Genomic DNA, 17,799 nt, shown 5'->3' on the forward strand with positions numbered 1-17,799 from the left:
TTAAAACAAGCAGTTTGTACCGCCCATTTTAGATTACATGAATTTGGTGTTACTTACAACCGGGGAGATTAAGCTCCAGTTGCTTTTTTAATGATTTCTTCTGAAATCGACTTCGGTACTTCTTCGTAGTGGTCGAAGTGCATAGAGTAAGTACCACGGCCTTGTGTACGAGAACGCAAACTAGTTGCATAACCGAACATCTCAGCAAGTGGAACCATCGCCTTAACGATCTGTGCGTTACCGCGAGCTTCCATACCTTCAACACGTCCACGACGTGAAGTTACGTCACCCATAATGTCTCCCATGTACTCTTCAGGAACCGTTACTTCAACTTTCATGATCGGCTCAAGAATTGCAGGGTCACATTTTGCTTTTGCGTTCTTAAGTGCCATTGAACCGGCAATCTTAAACGCCATTTCGTTGGAGTCAACATCATGGTATGATCCATCAACGATAGTAGCTTTAAGGTCCAATAATGGGAATCCAGCAAGCATACCGTTTTTCATGGATTCTTCAATACCAGCTTGTACAGCAGGGATGTATTCACGAGGAACTACCCCACCAACGATTTTGTTTTCAAATACGAATCCAGATCCTTCTTCACCTGGCTCGAATTCAATCCAAACGTGACCGTATTGTCCACGACCACCAGACTGACGAACGAATTTACCTTCAACTTTTGCTGCTTGGCGAATTGTTTCACGGTAAGCAACCTGAGGAGCACCCACGTTAGCGTCTACCTTGAATTCGCGGCGCATACGGTCAACTAGGATATCAAGGTGAAGTTCACCCATACCTGCAATGATCGTTTGTCCAGTTTCTTCGTTTGTTTCAGTACGGAATGTTGGATCTTCTTCAGCAAGCTTAGCAAGCGCCATACCCATCTTGTCTTGGTCTGCTTTAGACTTCGGCTCGATAGATAGTGAGATAACCGGCTCAGGGAATACCATGGATTCTAAGATAACAAGGCTCTTTTCCTCACATAGTGTATCACCAGTTGTAGTATCTTTAAGACCTACAGCAGCTGCGATATCTCCAGCGTATACAGTAGAGATCTCTTCACGGGAGTTTGCGTGCATTTGAAGAATACGTCCAATACGCTCGCGCTTTCCTTTAGTAGAGTTCTGTACGTAGGATCCAGAGTTTAGAGTACCAGAGTAAACACGGAAGAAAGTTAACTTACCAACATAAGGGTCAGTCATAACTTTAAATGCAAGTGCAGAGAACGGAGCATCGTCACTTGATTCGCGAGTTACTTCTTCTTCTGAATCTGGTAATGTACCTTTGATTGCAGGTACATCTAATGGTGATGGAAGATAGTCAAGAACAGAGTCAAGCATTAGCTGAACACCTTTGTTCTTAAACGCAGATCCACAGATTACTGGGTAGAACTCAACGTTACAAGTACCTTGACGAATACCCGCTTTAAGTTCTTCTTTTGTAATCTCTTCACCTTCTAAGTACTTCATCATCATTTCTTCGTCTAGCTCAGCTACCGCTTCAATAAGTTTTCCACGGTATTCTTCAGCTAAAGGCATGTGTTCTTCCGGGATGTCACGAACTTCGATATCAGTACCAAGGTCGTTTCCGTAGAATACAGCTTTCATTTCAACTAAGTCGATGATCGCTTCGAATTGGTCTTCCGCACCGATCGGTAATTGGATCGGATGTGCGTTAGCACCAAGACGTTCATGGATCGTTTTTACGGAGTATAAGAAATCCGCACCAATCTTATCCATTTTGTTTACGAATACTACACGGGGAACCCCATAAGTAGTCGCTTGACGCCATACAGTTTCTGTTTGTGGTTCTACACCTGATTGAGCATCAAGTACAGCAACCGCTCCGTCTAATACACGTAATGAACGTTCTACTTCAACTGTAAAGTCTACGTGTCCTGGTGTATCAATGATGTTGATACGATGACCTTTCCATTGAGCAGTTGTCGCAGCGGAAGTAATCGTGATTCCGCGCTCTTGTTCCTGCTCCATCCAGTCCATTTGTGAAGCCCCTTCATGAGTTTCACCGATTTTGTGGATACGGCCAGTATAATAAAGTACACGTTCAGTAGTCGTTGTTTTACCAGCATCGATGTGAGCCATGATACCGATATTACGAGTATTTTGTAAGGAGAATTCTCTAGCCATGAATTTCTCTCCTTCCTTATGCAAAGGAATTTTTATAGTGTATTAGAGACAGTCCGAGAACTGCCCCTATGATTTTACCAACGGTAGTGAGCAAACGCTTTGTTCGCTTCAGCCATTTTGTGCATATCTTCACGCTTCTTAACAGAAGCACCAGTGTTGTTTGCAGCATCCATGATCTCGTTCGCAAGACGTTCTTCCATTGTCTTTTCTCCGCGAAGACGAGAGTAGTTCGTTAAATAACGAAGTCCTAAAGTTGTACGACGCTCAGGGCGAACTTCAACCGGTACTTGGTAGTTAGCACCACCAACACGGCGTGCACGTACTTCAAGAACTGGCATGATATTTTTAAGAGCTTGTTCAAACACTTCCATAGGATCTTGGTTCGTACGTTCTTTAATGATATCGAACGCATTGTACAAGATTGTTTGAGCTACCCCTCTCTTACCGTCAATCATAATTTTGTTGATTAGACGAGTTACAAGCTTAGACTTGTAAATTGGATCAGGTAACACATCACGACGAGCAACAGGTCCTTTACGTGGCATGTGGTCCCCTCCTTTCCTGTAGTTGTAATTTATTTCGAAAATCCATGAAAATCCATATTATTTCTTAGCTTCTTTTGGACGTTTCGTTCCGTATTTAGAACGACCTTGCATACGGTTAGTAACACCAGCTGTATCCAAAGCACCACGAACGATGTGGTAACGTACCCCCGGTAAATCTTTTACACGTCCTCCACGGATAAGAACAACACTGTGCTCTTGAAGGTTGTGGCCGATACCAGGAATGTAAGCTGTAACTTCGATTCCGTTAGTTAAACGAACACGAGCATACTTACGTAGCGCCGAGTTCGGCTTCTTAGGAGTCATAGTACCAACACGTGTACAAACTCCACGCTTTTGCGGAGATGAAACGTTAGTTTGGGACTTCTTGAAGCTGTTGTAACCTTTGTTCAATGCAGGTGAGTCAGATTTCTTAGTTTTAGAAACACGACCTTTGCGAACGAGTTGGTTAATTGTAGGCATTTTAGTTCCTCCTCTCTTGTCTTGTAATACCACCGACCCAGGTGGTTCATTTTAGGACAAAAGAAAGTTTTTGCGAGCGGAGCGTTAAGCAATGCTCATCGCAAAAACAGATATTTTATCCTTTTATCGCAACAGTTGCGGCCCCGACATCTATACCGCATGCTTTTCCAAGCTTTTTCATGGAATCAACCTTTACGATTGGAACTAGCTTTTCCTCGGCAATCTGCAAGACTTTGCTCGTCACCCGAAAATCGGCATCTTCCGCAACGACCAGCTCTTTGACCTCGCCGTTTTGTAAAGCTTTGATTGTTTGCTTAGTACCTACGATAATTTCAGAAGCCTGTGTCACTTTTTCATAAGACATACGAATATCCTCCAAAGTAACAATTCTTAGGAGCACATCCGTAATAATATCACCGATGCACTCCCGATGTCAACATTTCATTTATTAATCTTGAGAAACAAGTTCTGTTGGCAGCTCAGCCTCTTCACCGTTCTCTTCTTCAACTACCGGTGAGTTCATACCGATGTTTCTGTAACGGTTCATCCCCGTTCCAGCTGGAATCAGCTTACCGATAATAACGTTTTCCTTAAGACCAAGTAATTCATCACGCTTACCTTTGATCGCAGCGTCTGTAAGAACTCTTGTTGTCTCTTGGAAAGATGCAGCAGATAAGAACGATTCAGTTTCAAGTGATGCTTTTGTGATACCCAGAAGAACTGGACGTCCTGTAGCAGGAGTTCCGCCTTCAAGTAGAACACTTCGGTTAACATCCGTAAAGTTATGGATGTCCATAAGAGCACCCGGAAGCACTTGAGAATCACCGGAATCAATGATGCGCACTTTACGAAGCATTTGGCGTACCATTACTTCTACGTGCTTATCTCCGATTTCTACCCCTTGCATACGGTAAACTTTCTGTACCTCACGCAATAGGTATTCCTGAACGCCTTCTGCGCCGCGGACTTTGATTAATTCTTTCGGATCAATCGAACCTTCAGTCAATACTTGACCTGCAACGACCTTATCACCTTCAGCAACCTTAATACGAGCGCCAAATGGAATAGTATAAGATCTTGATTCAATTTCACCTTGAACGATTACTTCACGCTTATCTTTATTGTCGTTTACGCTGACAACCGTTCCTTCAAGCTCAGAAATAACAGCTTGACCTTTCGGGTTACGTGCTTCGAACAATTCTTGGATACGCGGAAGACCTTGTGTGATATCGTCTCCTGCTACTCCCCCGGTATGGAAGGTACGCATTGTAAGCTGTGTACCTGGTTCACCGATGGATTGTGCAGCGATGATTCCAACAGACTCCCCAACTTCGACGTCAGAGCCTGTCGCAAGGTTACGTCCATAACATTTTTTACATACACCGTGACGTGTGTCACAAGTAAATACAGATCGAATGGTTACAGCTTTTACGCCTACTTCTTCGATTTGAGCAGCCATATCTTCTGTAATCAATTGGTTAACATCTGCAAGGATTTCTTTTGTTTCAGGATGGTACACTTTTTTATAAGCTGTACGTCCAATTAAACGCTCGTGAAGCGGTTCGATAACTTCGTTGCCTTCTTTAATCGCTGCAACTTCTAAGCCGCGGTCAGTTCCGCAGTCATCTTCACGCACAATAACATCTTGGGCAACGTCAACAAGTCGACGAGTAAGGTAACCTGAGTCAGCTGTTTTAAGAGCTGTATCGGCAAGACCTTTACGGGCTCCGTGAGTAGAGATAAAGTACTCGAGTACTGTTAGTCCTTCACGGAAACTTGATTTGATCGGAAGCTCAATGATTTTACCAGCCGGGTTGGCCATCAGACCACGCATACCAGCAAGCTGTGTAAAGTTAGATGCGTTACCACGGGCACCGGAGTCACTCATCATAAAGATCGGGTTGCGCTTATCAAGTGTACCCATCAATTTATTCTGAATTTCGTCTTTCGCGGAACTCCAGATATTGATGACACGCTCGTAACGCTCGTCTTCTGTGATCAAACCACGTCTGAATTGCTTCGTAACGTTCGTTACTTTTTCTTCAGCAGCTGAAAGGATCACTTGCTTTTCAGGTAATACGACAATGTCAGAAACACCGATTGTAATACCAGCACGGGTTGAATATTTAAATCCTAAGTCTTTCATGCGGTCAAGCATTTTAGACGTTTCTGTAATCTTAAAGCGTTTGAAGACTTCAGCGATTATTTTTCCAAGAATACCTTTCTTGAAAGGAACAATCTCATCATGCTTTTGAATTTCTTCTTTTACATTAGAAGCCGGATCTAAGAGATACTTTTCAGGTGTTTTCACTTGAAGGTTCGTCGTTGTCGGCTCATTGATGTAAGGGAATGACGGTGGCAGGATCTCGTTAAACAACAATTTACCTACAGTTGTCATAAGAAGCTTGGATTGCTGTTCTTCAGTGAACGATTCTTTATTAAGACTCGATACCGGCACCGCGATTCTCGTGTGCAGATGAACATATCCGTTTTCGTAAGCGATGATCGCTTCGTTAATGTCTTTAAACACTGAACCTTCACCAATAGCTCCTGCACGTTCTAAAGTTAGGTAATAGTTACCTAATACCATATCCTGTGAAGGTGTTACTACCGGCTTACCATCTTTCGGGTTCAAGATGTTTTGTGCAGCAAGCATTAGGATGCGAGCTTCTGCTTGTGCTTCTGCTGATAAAGGTACGTGGACCGCCATTTGGTCACCATCGAAGTCAGCGTTATAAGCTGTACATACGAGCGGGTGAAGACGAATCGCGCGTCCTTCAACTAGAGTTGGTTCAAATGCTTGAATACCAAGTCTGTGAAGTGTAGGAGCACGGTTTAGCAATACTGGATGTTCACGGATAACTTCTTCTAAAACATCCCAGACTTCAGGCTGAACACGTTCAACCTTACGTTTAGCACTCTTGATATTATGAGCAAGACCTTTTGATACGAGCTCTTTCATAACAAACGGCTTGAATAATTCAAGTGCCATCTCTTTTGGAAGACCGCATTGATACATCTTCAAGTTCGGACCTACAACAATAACCGAACGACCAGAGTAGTCAACACGCTTACCAAGTAAGTTTTGACGGAAACGACCTTGCTTCCCTTTCAGCATGTGTGAAAGTGATTTAAGCGGACGGTTTCCTGGTCCAGTAACAGGACGGCCACGACGGCCATTATCGATTAAAGCATCAACTGCTTCTTGAAGCATACGTTTTTCATTTTGAACGATAATGTTAGGAGCACCTAAGTCTAATAGACGCTTCAAACGGTTGTTACGATTGATAACACGACGGTAAAGGTCGTTAAGGTCAGACGTAGCAAAACGTCCACCATCAAGTTGAACCATCGGACGCAATTCCGGCGGGATTACAGGAAGTACTTCAAGGATCATCCAGTCAGCTTGGTTACCTGAGTGACGGAATGCTTCTAAAACTTCCAGACGTTTAATCGCACGCGTACGGCGTTGTCCTTGTGCTGTTTTAAGCTCTTCTTTCAGCATATCAACTTCTTTTTCAGCATCAATATCTTCTAGAAGACGCTTGATTGCTTCTGCACCCATTTGGGCAGTAAATCCTTTACCATACTTTTCACGGTATGTGCGGTATTCCTTTTCAGAAAGCAATTGTTTCTTTTCAAGCGGAGTATCGCCTGTATCTGTAACAACGTAAGAAGCAAAGTAGATAACTTCCTCTAATGCTCTTGGAGACATATCCAAAACAAGACCCATACGGCTTGGGATTCCTTTGAAATACCAAATATGGGAAACCGGAGCAGCAAGTTCGATGTGACCCATACGGTCACGTCGAACTTTAGCTCTAGTTACTTCAACACCACAGCGGTCACAAACGACACCTTTGTAACGGACGCGCTTATACTTTCCGCAATGACACTCCCAGTCTTTTGTAGGACCGAAAATTCTTTCACAGAACAAGCCGTCTTTTTCAGGCTTAAGTGTACGGTAGTTGATTGTTTCAGGTTTCTTAACTTCCCCTCTTGACCACGACCGGATTTTGTCCGGTGAAGCAAGACCAATTTTCATATATTCAAAATTATTTACGTCTATCAAGGAGCGTACCTCCCTTTTGATATCCTGGTTTAGTCATTCGCAGTGTAAGACTCAAGATTTAGATTTAGTTTTTCGCTTGCCTGATCGTCTTCATCATCAAGCTCTCTCATTTCGATCTCCTGATCATCTCCAGAACAGATCTTAACATCCATTCCAAGTGATTGAAGCTCTTTAATTAATACTTTAAATGATTCTGGAACACCTGGTTCAGGAACGTTTTCACCTTTAACGATGGCTTCATACGTTTTCACACGGCCGACAACATCATCGGATTTAACCGTAAGAATTTCCTGAAGTGTATAAGCTGCGCCATATGCTTCAAGCGCCCATACTTCCATCTCCCCGAAACGCTGGCCTCCGAACTGTGCTTTACCGCCAAGAGGCTGCTGTGTAACAAGTGAGTATGGTCCAGTCGAACGAGCATGAAGCTTATCATCAACCATGTGAGCAAGTTTGATCATATACATGACACCTACTGATACACGGTTATCGAAAGCCGTTCCCGTTCGTCCATCATAAAGTACAGTTTTACCATCGCGAGCCATGCCGGCTTCTTCGATCGTAGACCAAACATCTTCTTCACGCGCACCATCGAATACCGGTGTTGCGACATGAATACCGAGCTGGCGTGCTGCCATTCCAAGATGAAGTTCCAATACCTGACCGATGTTCATACGGGAAGGTACCCCAAGTGGGTTTAACATGATGTCAACTGGTGTTCCATCTGGAAGGTAAGGCATATCTTCTTCAGGCATAATTTTAGAAATTACACCTTTGTTTCCGTGACGGCCGGCCATCTTATCCCCTTCGTGAATCTTACGTTTTTGCACGATATATGCACGAACAAGCTGATTCACACCAGGAGGAAGTTCATCGCCGTCTTCACGGTTAAACACTTTAACATCCAGGATAATTCCATCGCCGCCATGAGGGACACGCAATGAAGTATCACGAACTTCACGAGCTTTTTCACCGAAGATCGCATGTAGTAGGCGTTCTTCCGCAGTCAATTCTGTAACCCCTTTAGGTGTTACTTTACCAACTAGGATATCTCCGTCTTTTACTTCTGCACCAACACGGATAATTCCGCGCTCATCCAGGTTGCGAAGTGCATCTTCTCCGACGTTTGGAATATCACGAGTGATTTCTTCCGGTCCAAGCTTCGTATCACGTGCTTCTGATTCATATTCTTCAATATGGATCGACGTGTATACATCGTCTTTTACAAGACGCTCGCTCATGATGACAGCGTCCTCGTAGTTGTAACCTTCCCATGTCATGAAGGCAACAAGTACGTTGCGTCCTAAAGCAAGTTCACCTTTCTCCATTGAAGGACCATCCGCTAGGATCTCCCCTTTTGTTACTCGGTCACCCGCGCTTACGATCGGACGCTGGTTATAACAAGTTCCTTGATTGGAACGGATAAACTTAAGCATGTTGTAAGTGTCAAGGTCGCCAGAAACTTCCTTGCCATCTACTTCTTTAATGCGGCGTACTTGTACTTGTTTAGCTGTAACACGCTCAACGATTCCCTCGTGCTTACATATAACTGCAGCTCCAGAGTCTTTCGCTGAAACGTGCTCCATTCCTGTACCTACGATAGGTGATTCAGGAACAAGCAATGGTACGGCCTGACGTTGCATGTTCGCTCCCATTAGGGCGCGGTTGGAGTCATCGTTTTCCAAGAACGGAATACATGCTGTCGCAGCAGATACAACCTGTTTCGGCGATACATCCATGTAGTCGATGCGGTCGCGCTTAACAACTGTGTTGTCACCACGGAAACGTGCAATAACGTCTTCGTTAAGGAACTCTCCATCCTCACCTAGAAGTGAGTTTGCCTGTGCAACAACGTACAAGTCTTCTTCATCGGCAGTCAGGTAATCGATACGGCTCGTTACACGGCCTGTTTCAGGATCAACACGGCGGTATGGTGTTTCAATAAAACCATACTGGTTGACTTTCGCATAAGAGGAAAGTGAGTTGATCAACCCAATGTTCGGACCTTCCGGCGTCTCAATCGGACACATACGCCCATAGTGAGAGTAGTGAACGTCACGAACTTCAAAGCCTGCACGTTCACGTGTAAGACCACCTGGCCCTAGTGCAGAAAGACGACGCTTATGCGTCAGTTCAGCAAGCGGGTTCGTTTGATCCATGAACTGTGAAAGCTGTGAGCTTCCGAAGAACTCTTTAATAGATGCAATAACTGGACGAATATTGATTAGAGCTTGTGGTGTGATCGCGTTTGTGTCTTGGATAGACATACGTTCACGTACTACACGCTCCATTCTGGAAAGTCCGATTCTGAATTGGTTTTGCAGAAGCTCTCCAACAGAACGCAGACGACGGTTTCCAAGATGGTCAATATCATCGGTACTTCCTACTTGATGCAACAAGTTGAAGAAGTAGTTAATAGAAGCAATAATGTCTGAAACGGTGATGTTTTTAACATCTTTGTCAACAAGACCGTTACCGATAACATTAATGACTCTTTCACCTTCTTGATCATCTGGTGCATAAATTTTAATAGATTGTAGAGCGATGTCCTGATCTTCAGCAACTCCGCCCGCTGGGGTAACCGTTTTGAAGCCTGTTCCGCTTTCTAACGCAGGAATAATTTTATCTAGCGTTCTACGGTCAAGCACGGTACCCTCTTCAGCGATTACTTCACCAGTTTCTGGATCCACAAGTGTTTCAGCCAGTTTCTGATTGAACAATCTATTTTTTATATGAAGTTTCTTATTGATTTTGTAGCGTCCAACATTCGCCAAGTCATAGCGCTTCGGATCAAAGAAACGAGAATCTAATAAACTTTTGGCATTATCTACTGTTGGCGGCTCTCCCGGACGAAGACGCTCATAGATTTCGAGAAGGGCTTTTTCTGTTCCTTCTGTATTATCCTTATCAAGCGTGTTGCGCAGATACTCGTCTTCACCGAGTAAATCAATGATTTCTTGATCAGACCCAAACCCTAAAGCACGAAGCAATACGGTAATCGGGATTTTTCTTGTACGGTCAATACGTACATAAACTACGTCCTTAGCATCGGTTTCAAACTCCAGCCAAGCACCGCGGTTTGGAATGACAGTTGCGGTAAAACCTTTTTTACCGTTTTTGTCTATTTTCTCGCTATAGTAAACACTTGGTGAACGAACGAGCTGTGATACAATTACACGCTCTGCCCCGTTGATCACAAAGGTTCCCGTATCTGTCATTAACGGGAAATCTCCCATAAATACTTCTTGCTCTTTTACTTCGCCCGTCTCTTTATTGATCAGACGCACTTTCACACGAAGCGGAGCAGCGTAAGTAACATCGCGCTCTTTTGATTCATCTACAGGATACTTCGGCTCACCTAAGTTATAATCAATAAACTCTAAAACGAGGTTCCCTGTAAAATCTTCAATTGGCGAAATGTCTCGGAACATTTCACGTAACCCCTCATCAAGAAACCATTGATAGGAAGCGGTTTGAATTTCAATTAAGTTTGGTAATTCAAGCACTTCGCTAATTCTTGCATAACTTCTTCGTTGGCGGTGGCGTCCAAACTGAACTAGTTGACCTGTCAACTGCTTCACCCCTCAAATCCAGCGTTTTTTTCGTGTTTTTTATTTCTATCTAACATTCTAGTAAGAAGGTTAGAAAACAAAAAGAAAAAGGGTTTCATAAATTAAAACCGCAGTTTTCCTATTTTGATAAAAGCTGATTATATAATTTTGTCCAACTTTTTCACATTCTATACGTCTAAACATGAGTAAAAAACGTTGATATATCAACGTTTTTTCGCTTACCACGAAAAATAAGCAGGAAAATGCGAATCCATTGGCATTTTATAATACTATCATACGGGTTTTCCCAAGTCAAACTTTTATTGCACGCAAAATATAATAACCTTTTTTCTTAGCGGCTGTTTCAACTTGCCCGAACAATGCTTCTATTTTATCCATTGCAGAAGGTGCCCCTTGCTTCTTTTGAATAACCACCCATAACTCGCCTCCGTTACGGAGTTTTTTATGAGCTTCTTCAAAAATCTGATGAACTACAGCCTTCCCTGCCCTGATCGGCGGGTTGGTGAGAACTGCCGCAAAGTCCGCATCTTCAACTTCTGAAAATAAATAGCTTTTATAAATTTTAACGTTGCCTATTTTGTTTTGCTCCGCATTAAGCTTCGCAAGTTCTACTGCACGTTCATTGATATCAATCATCTGTACGGTTCGATCAGGTTCAGCTTTCGCAATGGAAAGTCCGATCGGACCATATCCGCAGCCTACATCTATATAATCACCAGGCACTTCTGGAGAAAGAAAGGAATCTATTAAAAGACGGCTTCCGAAATCTACTTCCTTTTTCGAGAAAACGCCAGAGTCGGTCGTAAACTTGAACCTTTCATCTTTTAGGTCAAATTCCCACGTTACCCTCTTACTCTCTGTTCCAGGTGTTTCTGAATAGTAGTGATTTTTCATCTTAAACAACTCTCCTTACCATCTGATAAAGACAGTATTCCCGTTCCACACATATATCGTACGTTTAAACAATAAAACAAGCAAAAAGGTCCGCCGACGGGCGAACCTTTTCTTTTGAATTACTTAACTTCAACAGCAGCTCCAACTTCTTCAAGCTTAGCTTTGATTTCTTCAGCTTCGTCTTTAGATACGCCTTCTTTAACTGGCTTTGGAGCACCGTCAACAAGTTCTTTCGCTTCTTTAAGTCCAAGACCTGTAAGTTCACGAACCACTTTGATAACTTTAATTTTTGAAGCTCCACCGCTTTCAAGAATTACGTCGAATTCAGTCTTTTCAGCTGCAGCGTCTCCACCAGCAGCTCCACCAGCTACAGCTACAGGAGCAGCAGCAGTTACACCAAACTCTTCTTCGATTGCTTTAACTAGATCGTTAAGCTCTAAAACAGTCATTGTTTTTAGGCTTTCAATGATTTGTTCTTTAGACATTATAATTTCCTCCTTATGGAATGTTTAATATTGGATGAAGAATCAGCTTACGCGCCTTGTTCTTCTTTTTGTTCAGCAACAGCCTTAGTAGCCAACGCAAAGTTGCGGATAGGTGCTTGAAGCACGCTGAGTACCATGGAAAGAAGACCATCTCTTGAAGGAAGTTCAGCAAGAGCTTTAACTTCTTCTAGAGAAGCGATGCGTCCTTCGATTACACCAGCTTTGATTTCAAGAGCCTCATGCGTCTTAGCGAAGTCATTAAGGATCTTAGCAGGAGCTACAACATCGTCATTTGAGAATGCGATCGCTGTAGGGCCAGTTAAGTGTTCTGATAATTCGTTTAGGTTATTTTCTTCAGCAGCGCGGACTACCATAGAGTTCTTGTAAACCTTAAACTCGATACCAGCGTCACGCAAAGACTTACGAAGTTCCGTAACCTCAGCAACAGTAAGTCCACGGTAATCAACAAGAATTGTTGATTGGCTATTTTTTAGCTTTTCAGCGATCGTAGACACTACTTGCTTTTTTGTTTCTAAAATGCTGCTCATTATTACACCTCCTGTAAAATGATTGCATCACCGCAGGTTTTGTTTCAAAAACAAAGCCCCCATGTCGAGACATGGAGGCGTGAGTATCTAAAAGTCATAAGTAACATACTAATGAGCTTATCGATGCTTCACCTCGGCAGGAAATGTTTTAAGCCTGTCGGCTCCTGCTGTCTACGGCATTCATCTGATGCATTTGTGTTTAACAGTATATAATATAACGGTTTAAAACCCGTTTGTCAACTATCGTTTTACAGAGAAAGAAGTTGGATTAACTTTGATCCCAGGTCCCATAGTAGAAGAGATAGCTACATTCTTCATGTAAGTTCCCTTTGCAGCTGCAGGTTTCACTTTTAACAATGTTTCGATGATTGTTGAAAGGTTTTCTGCAAGCTTCTCAGCTTCGAAAGATACTTTACCGATTGGAACGTGTACGTTACCAGTTTTATCAACACGGTATTCTACTTTACCAGCTTTGATTTCATTAACCGCTTTTTCTACTTCAAATGTAACAGTTCCTGTTTTAGGGTTTGGCATTAAGCCTTTAGGTCCTAAAACACGTCCAAGTTTACCAACTTCAGCCATCATGTCTGGAGTTGCAACGATCACGTCGAACTCAAACCAGCCTTGTTGGATTTTGTTGATGTAATCAGAATCTCCAACGTAATCTGCTCCAGCAGCTTCTGCTTCCTTCGCTTTTTCGCCTTTAGCGAAAACTAATACACGTTGAGTTTTACCAGTTCCGTTCGGAAGCACTACTGCTCCACGGATTTGCTGGTCAGCTTTCTTAGTATCTACTCCTAAACGAACTGCAACTTCAACAGACTCGTCAAATTTAGCAGGAGCAGCTTTTTTAACTAGCTCAATAGCCTCTGCAGGCTCATATGCTTTTGCGCGGTCTACTAATTTAGCCGCTTCTTGGTACTTCTTACCTTTGTTTGCCATTTTGTTTGTCCTCCTTATGTGGTTTAGCGGATATTCCTCCCACTTGTTGTACTCGCATTCACCGAGTACAACTCACGCGCTTTGCATGAATAAAGGTTGCGAACCGTTGGAACGGCAGGATCTCATCCATTTACTCGCAACCCTATCATACATTAGACATGGAATTAGTCTTCGATAACAATTCCCATGCTGCGTGCTGTACCTTCAACCATACGCATTGCAGCTTCTACGCTAGCAGCGTTAAGGTCAGGCATTTTTGATTCTGCGATTTCGCGAACTTTATCACGCTTTACAGTCGCAACTTTTTTCTTGTTTGGCTCACCTGAACCTGACTCGATTCCCGCAGCTTTCTTTAAAAGAACAGCAGCCGGAGGAGTTTTAGTGATGAATGTAAATGAACGGTCTTCGAAAACCGTGATTTCAACCGGAATGATTAAACCAGCTTGATCAGCAGTACGAGCGTTGAATTCTTTACAGAATCCCATGATGTTTACCCCAGCTTGTCCTAGTGCAGGTCCAACTGGCGGTGCCGGGTTTGCTTTACCAGCAGGGATTTGTAATTTCACCATTTTAATAACCTTTTTAGCCACGCGACACACCTCCTTAAGTCCGTGATGTGGTATTATGGGCCGAAACCCTCCCACTCAAAAATACGCTTCCCCTCCTAAAAGAGAAGAAGCAGTTGATTAGAAATATCAAACATAAAAAATTCTATCACCTTTTCAAGGTGATTACAAGTCTTTTTCCATTATTGCTATTAAGATAACTTGCCGACTTGGTTAAAGTCTAGTTCAACAGGTGTTTCACGACCAAACATGTTAACGTGTACCTTCAGCTTGCGTTTCGTTGCATCGATCTCTTCAATCGTTCCAACAAAGTCAGCAAAAGGACCTTCTTTTACTTTAACAGATTCCTTAATTTCGAAATCCACTTCAACACGCGGCGCTTCCATGCCCATACCTTTTAGAATGTGTTCAACTTCCTCTGGCAATAAAGCCGTTGGTTTTGAACCCGCTCCAGCAGAACCGACAAATCCAGTTACACCCGGTGTATTACGTACAACGTACCAAGAATCATCTGTCATGATCATTTCTGTTAATACATAACCAGGGAACACTTTTTTCATGCTTGTTTTTGTCTTACCGTTCTTTGTTTCGGTTTCTTCTTCTACAGGTACAAGTACACGGAAAATTTTATCTGTCATCCCCATAGATTCTACACGTTTTTCCAAGTTTGCTTTTACCTTGTTTTCATAACCTGAATAGGTATGAACTACGTACCAATTTTTTTCCATACGATGGGACCCGTGTCCTTTCCCTCCTAAAATGGATAATACTCTAGCATTCTATCCAAAAGAAGATGTATCTAATCTAACCTAAAATAAGCTCTACGATTTGTGAAATACCTAGATCCACAATCCAGAAGAACAAAGCCATAATAACTACAGTTGAGAGTACAATCCCCGTGTAGCGAAAAAGTTCTTTTCGCTTAGGCCAGCTTACGCGTTTCATTTCCTTATTAACATCAGAAAGAAACTTCCCTGGTGATTTCTTTGTCTTTTCTGCAACATCCGCCATCTTCATAAACCCCCATGCCTTTAATCATTAAACATTTATAAAAAAGCTTGCTCGCTTACTTTGTTTCCTGGTGAATGGTATGAGCGTTGCAGTAACTGCAAAACTTCTTAACCTCGACTCTTTCAGGATTGTTTTGCTGGTTCTTCATCGTTGTATAGTTCCGTTTTGAGCATTGCTTACAGGCTAAAAAAACTTTTTTTCTCATGCTAAATAAACACCTTTCGCGCGGCAAACCCACTCATCCACGTTACAATGTTACTTTTAAAACATTAACATAGGGGTAAACGCTTGTCAATAAAGGGAAAAAGCTAAAAAAGTCCTTCTAGATGACAGGGCTTTCAGCTTGGTGATTGTAAATTTGGCATGTTTTGAGCGAAATGAGAGTCATTTTGAGCGCAGCGTGAAGATTTTGAGTGTAACTCAGAAATCTTGAGCGAACGTGTAACAAATATAAAAACACGTACCGTGAACTTAATTGATTTGCATGCTGTCAAAGCTATAAGGGTCAGACCCGCTTGAACAAAACAAAAAGCAGAGGGTCGCCCCACCTGCTTTTTTATGAAGTAATTTCTCTTAATTCTAGATATCGTTCTAATTTCCGCTTCACTCTTTGCAATGCGTTATCAATCGATTTCACATGTCTATCGAGATCAACCGAAATTTCTTGATAAGACCTGCCGTCGAGATACAACATAAGAACCTTGCGTTCTAAGTCACTTAAAATCTCGCCCATCTTCACTTCAATATCATCAAATTCTTCCTGGTTGATAATGAGCTCTTCCGGGTCAGTAACTTTTGTACCGCAAATAACATCCATTAACGTACGATCGGACTCCTCATCATAAATAGGCTTGTCCAAAGACACATATGAATTCAGCGGAATATGCTTTTGTCTCGTTGCTGTTTTGATAGCGGTGATCATTTGCCTCGTAATACAGAGTTCGGCAAAAGCTTTAAAGGATGACAGCTTGTCCTCTTTAAAATCACGGATAGCTTTATAAAGTCCAATCATACCTTCTTGGATAATATCTTCACGGTCTGCACCGATTAAGAAGTATGATCTCGCTTTAGCACGAACAAAGTTTTTGTATTTATTGATTAGATACTCTAACGCTGCGCTGTCTCCCTCATGAACCAGTTCCACAAGGCTTTCATCTTCCATTAGCTCGTAATCGCTTACTGACAGTTCCTTGAGATCTATGTTCACGACAATCCCCCCGACCAGGTTTTTACCGGCAAAATATAGCAATATTATACTTTATAGTTCACAAAAGCGTCAACATTCCTTATTTTTGCCCTCTTCTCCATCTTTCAAATATTTCGGCAATTTCATCCGAAAGATGTATGGAGGAAGAGCTTTGTCGTCGTTTTCTCTCGCCTACAGAGACATGAATCATTTTTTGAACTTCATCCATTTCGTTCTTTAACTCTCGGGCAGATTTTCTTAATGCACCCTTGCCAAATATCTGCCATTGTTCTGTGGAATCTGAAGTCGCCACATAGATACGGGTATCAATCGCTTTTAATTCCCCAACCAGCCGTTCAATCCGTTCATCCGTTATCTTTTTTTCAATGCCGGGTGACAGGTGGGCATCAAATACAACGATAATTTGATACCCTGTCGAACCCTGATACTCTGCCATATATTCAATCAACAGATCTCGTGCTTTACCAAAATCGGAAGTTTTTAAGTCCCGTAGTTCGGGCCACGCGCCAATGATGTTGTACCCATCAACAATCAAATAATGGCGTGTTCTCATTTTTTCATTTCTAGTGGATTTCGGCCGCGGTAGACCTCGTACATTAATAGACTAGCTGCAACGGATGCGTTGAGTGATGTTACCTTGCCTTTCATCGGCAGTCTGACTAGAAAGTCACATGTTTCTGAAACGAGTCTTCCCATCCCTTTTCCTTCACTTCCGATGACAAGACCTAAAGGCATGTCCCATTTAGCTTGTCGATAATCTTGTTTGCCTTTCATGTCTGCTCCGGCAAACCACATACCTCTATCCTTCAGGTCCTTCATCGTCTGTACAAGGTTTGTTACACGAACTACAGGGATATATTCAATGGCACCTGTTGATGCTTTTGCAACAGTTGCTGTTAAACCTACAGATCGCCTTTTAGGAATGATGATTCCATGGGCGCCAACTGCATCAGCTGTTCTCATGATTGAACCCAAGTTATGCGGGTCTTCTAGTTCATCTAATAGGATAAAGAAAGGCTCTTCACCACGTTCCTCGGCCACCTTGAACAAATCATCGATATCCGCGTAAGTGTAAGCCGCTACACCTGCGATCACTCCTTGATGATTTCCGCCTCCGCTAAGGGAATCCAGCTTTTGTTTTGGCACATATTGAACGAGCACATTTTGTTTTTTAGCCATAGAAACAATCGTGCTAACTGGACCTTTTTGTGAACCCTCACCTACAAAAATTTTATTAATATCACGGCCGGAGCGCAGTACCTCCATCACCGGATTTCTGCCTATTATCAGTTCTTGCTCTTTTTCTTCACTCATCTTCAGCCTTCCCCCT

17 protein-coding genes and 1 other annotated feature are annotated in these 17,799 nt (G+C 42.6%); all 17 genes read right to left on the reverse strand.

The features are described from left to right. Positions 1–68: 68 nt before the first annotated feature. Positions 69–2,147, reverse strand: a complete 2,079-nt coding sequence (fusA, locus tag M3206_RS15725) for an elongation factor G (RefSeq protein WP_251313469.1) — start codon at positions 2,145–2,147, stop codon at positions 69–71. 74 nt (positions 2,148–2,221) lie between these two features. After that, positions 2,222–2,692, reverse strand: a complete 471-nt coding sequence (gene rpsG, locus M3206_RS15730; RefSeq protein WP_251313470.1) for a 30S ribosomal protein S7 — start codon at positions 2,690–2,692, stop codon at positions 2,222–2,224. Between the two features lie 57 nt (positions 2,693–2,749). Then, the gene (gene rpsL, locus M3206_RS15735; protein ID WP_066237979.1) at positions 2,750–3,172 is read right to left on the reverse strand and encodes a 30S ribosomal protein S12; all 423 of its coding nucleotides are present in this window, start codon (positions 3,170–3,172) and stop codon (positions 2,750–2,752) included. A gap of 115 nt (positions 3,173–3,287) precedes the next feature. After that, positions 3,288–3,536, reverse strand: coding sequence for a 50S ribosomal protein L7ae-like protein (locus tag M3206_RS15740; protein ID WP_251313471.1), 249 nt, complete (start codon positions 3,534–3,536; stop codon positions 3,288–3,290). Positions 3,537–3,620: 84 nt separating this feature from the next. Next, positions 3,621–7,244 carry a DNA-directed RNA polymerase subunit beta' gene (gene rpoC / locus M3206_RS15745; RefSeq protein ID WP_251313472.1) on the reverse strand — a complete coding sequence of 1,208 codons (3,624 nt, stop codon included), beginning with the start codon at positions 7,242–7,244 and terminating at the stop codon, positions 3,621–3,623. Positions 7,245–7,273: 29 nt separating this feature from the next. Then, positions 7,274–10,816: a DNA-directed RNA polymerase subunit beta gene (rpoB, locus tag M3206_RS15750; protein ID WP_251313473.1), complete on the reverse strand. Its 3,543-nt coding sequence runs from the start codon at positions 10,814–10,816 to the stop codon at positions 7,274–7,276. 291 nt (positions 10,817–11,107) lie between these two features. Further along, on the reverse strand, positions 11,108–11,710 hold the full coding sequence (locus M3206_RS15755; protein ID WP_251313474.1) for a class I SAM-dependent methyltransferase: 603 nt from the start codon (positions 11,708–11,710) through the stop codon (positions 11,108–11,110). Positions 11,711–11,829: 119 nt separating this feature from the next. Then, positions 11,830–12,195 carry a 50S ribosomal protein L7/L12 gene (rplL, locus tag M3206_RS15760; RefSeq protein ID WP_251313475.1) on the reverse strand — a complete coding sequence of 122 codons (366 nt, stop codon included), beginning with the start codon at positions 12,193–12,195 and terminating at the stop codon, positions 11,830–11,832. A gap of 47 nt (positions 12,196–12,242) precedes the next feature. Beyond that, positions 12,243–12,743: a 50S ribosomal protein L10 gene (gene rplJ / locus M3206_RS15765; protein ID WP_251313476.1), complete on the reverse strand. Its 501-nt coding sequence runs from the start codon at positions 12,741–12,743 to the stop codon at positions 12,243–12,245. Positions 12,744–12,783: 40 nt separating this feature from the next. Next, positions 12,784–12,938, reverse strand: a sequence feature (ribosomal protein L10 leader region). A gap of 45 nt (positions 12,939–12,983) precedes the next feature. Then, the gene (gene rplA, locus M3206_RS15770; RefSeq protein WP_251313477.1) at positions 12,984–13,685 is read right to left on the reverse strand and encodes a 50S ribosomal protein L1; all 702 of its coding nucleotides are present in this window, start codon (positions 13,683–13,685) and stop codon (positions 12,984–12,986) included. A 164-nt stretch (positions 13,686–13,849) separates the two neighbouring features. Beyond that, complete coding sequence (gene rplK, locus M3206_RS15775; RefSeq protein WP_066285502.1) at positions 13,850–14,275, reverse strand: 50S ribosomal protein L11; 426 nt, start codon at positions 14,273–14,275, stop codon at positions 13,850–13,852. Between the two features lie 167 nt (positions 14,276–14,442). Continuing rightward, on the reverse strand, positions 14,443–14,979 hold the full coding sequence (nusG, locus tag M3206_RS15780) for a transcription termination/antitermination protein NusG (protein ID WP_251313478.1): 537 nt from the start codon (positions 14,977–14,979) through the stop codon (positions 14,443–14,445). A gap of 76 nt (positions 14,980–15,055) precedes the next feature. Next, a complete protein-coding gene (gene secE / locus M3206_RS15785) occupies positions 15,056–15,262 on the reverse strand; it encodes a preprotein translocase subunit SecE (RefSeq protein WP_251313479.1) in 207 nt (68 codons plus the stop codon). A gap of 55 nt (positions 15,263–15,317) precedes the next feature. Beyond that, positions 15,318–15,467: a 50S ribosomal protein L33 gene (gene rpmG, locus M3206_RS15790; protein WP_077365486.1), complete on the reverse strand. Its 150-nt coding sequence runs from the start codon at positions 15,465–15,467 to the stop codon at positions 15,318–15,320. Between the two features lie 351 nt (positions 15,468–15,818). Beyond that, positions 15,819–16,469, reverse strand: coding sequence for an RNA polymerase sporulation sigma factor SigH (gene sigH, locus M3206_RS15795; RefSeq protein ID WP_066285495.1), 651 nt, complete (start codon positions 16,467–16,469; stop codon positions 15,819–15,821). Positions 16,470–16,548: 79 nt separating this feature from the next. After that, positions 16,549–17,022 (reverse strand): NYN domain-containing protein, encoded by a 474-nt coding sequence (locus M3206_RS15800; protein ID WP_251313480.1) that lies wholly within the window; start codon positions 17,020–17,022, stop codon positions 16,549–16,551. After that, positions 17,019–17,783, reverse strand: a complete 765-nt coding sequence (gene rlmB, locus M3206_RS15805; protein ID WP_251313481.1) for a 23S rRNA (guanosine(2251)-2'-O)-methyltransferase RlmB — start codon at positions 17,781–17,783, stop codon at positions 17,019–17,021. Before rlmB ends, M3206_RS15800 begins: the two co-directional genes overlap by 4 nt. Positions 17,784–17,799 lie beyond the last annotated feature (16 nt).

Source organism: Fictibacillus phosphorivorans, assembly GCF_023715845.1.
GTDB lineage: Bacteria > Bacillota > Bacilli > Bacillales > Fictibacillaceae > Fictibacillus > Fictibacillus phosphorivorans_D.

What these genes read in the sequence shown, in the direction of transcription:
- nusG (WP_251313478.1), bottom strand. Translation starts at nt 14,979, where the DNA reads ATGGAAAAAAATTGGTACGTAGTTCATACCTATTCAGGTTATGAAAAC.
- M3206_RS15740 (WP_251313471.1), bottom strand. Translation starts at nt 3,536, where the DNA reads ATGTCTTATGAAAAAGTGACACAGGCTTCTGAAATTATCGTAGGTACT.
- rlmB (WP_251313481.1), bottom strand. Translation starts at nt 17,783, where the DNA reads ATGAGTGAAGAAAAAGAGCAAGAACTGATAATAGGCAGAAATCCGGTG.
- M3206_RS15800 (WP_251313480.1), bottom strand. Translation starts at nt 17,022, where the DNA reads ATGAGAACACGCCATTATTTGATTGTTGATGGGTACAACATCATTGGC.
- fusA (WP_251313469.1), bottom strand. Translation starts at nt 2,147, where the DNA reads ATGGCTAGAGAATTCTCCTTACAAAATACTCGTAATATCGGTATCATG.
- rplA (WP_251313477.1), bottom strand. Translation starts at nt 13,685, where the DNA reads ATGGCAAACAAAGGTAAGAAGTACCAAGAAGCGGCTAAATTAGTAGAC.
- secE (WP_251313479.1), bottom strand. Translation starts at nt 15,262, where the DNA reads ATGGCGGATGTTGCAGAAAAGACAAAGAAATCACCAGGGAAGTTTCTT.
- rpsG (WP_251313470.1), bottom strand. Translation starts at nt 2,692, where the DNA reads ATGCCACGTAAAGGACCTGTTGCTCGTCGTGATGTGTTACCTGATCCA.
- rpmG (WP_077365486.1), bottom strand. Translation starts at nt 15,467, where the DNA reads ATGAGAAAAAAAGTTTTTTTAGCCTGTAAGCAATGCTCAAAACGGAAC.
- M3206_RS15755 (WP_251313474.1), bottom strand. Translation starts at nt 11,710, where the DNA reads ATGAAAAATCACTACTATTCAGAAACACCTGGAACAGAGAGTAAGAGG.
- rpsL (WP_066237979.1), bottom strand. Translation starts at nt 3,172, where the DNA reads ATGCCTACAATTAACCAACTCGTTCGCAAAGGTCGTGTTTCTAAAACT.
- rplL (WP_251313475.1), bottom strand. Translation starts at nt 12,195, where the DNA reads ATGTCTAAAGAACAAATCATTGAAAGCCTAAAAACAATGACTGTTTTA.
- rplJ (WP_251313476.1), bottom strand. Translation starts at nt 12,743, where the DNA reads ATGAGCAGCATTTTAGAAACAAAAAAGCAAGTAGTGTCTACGATCGCT.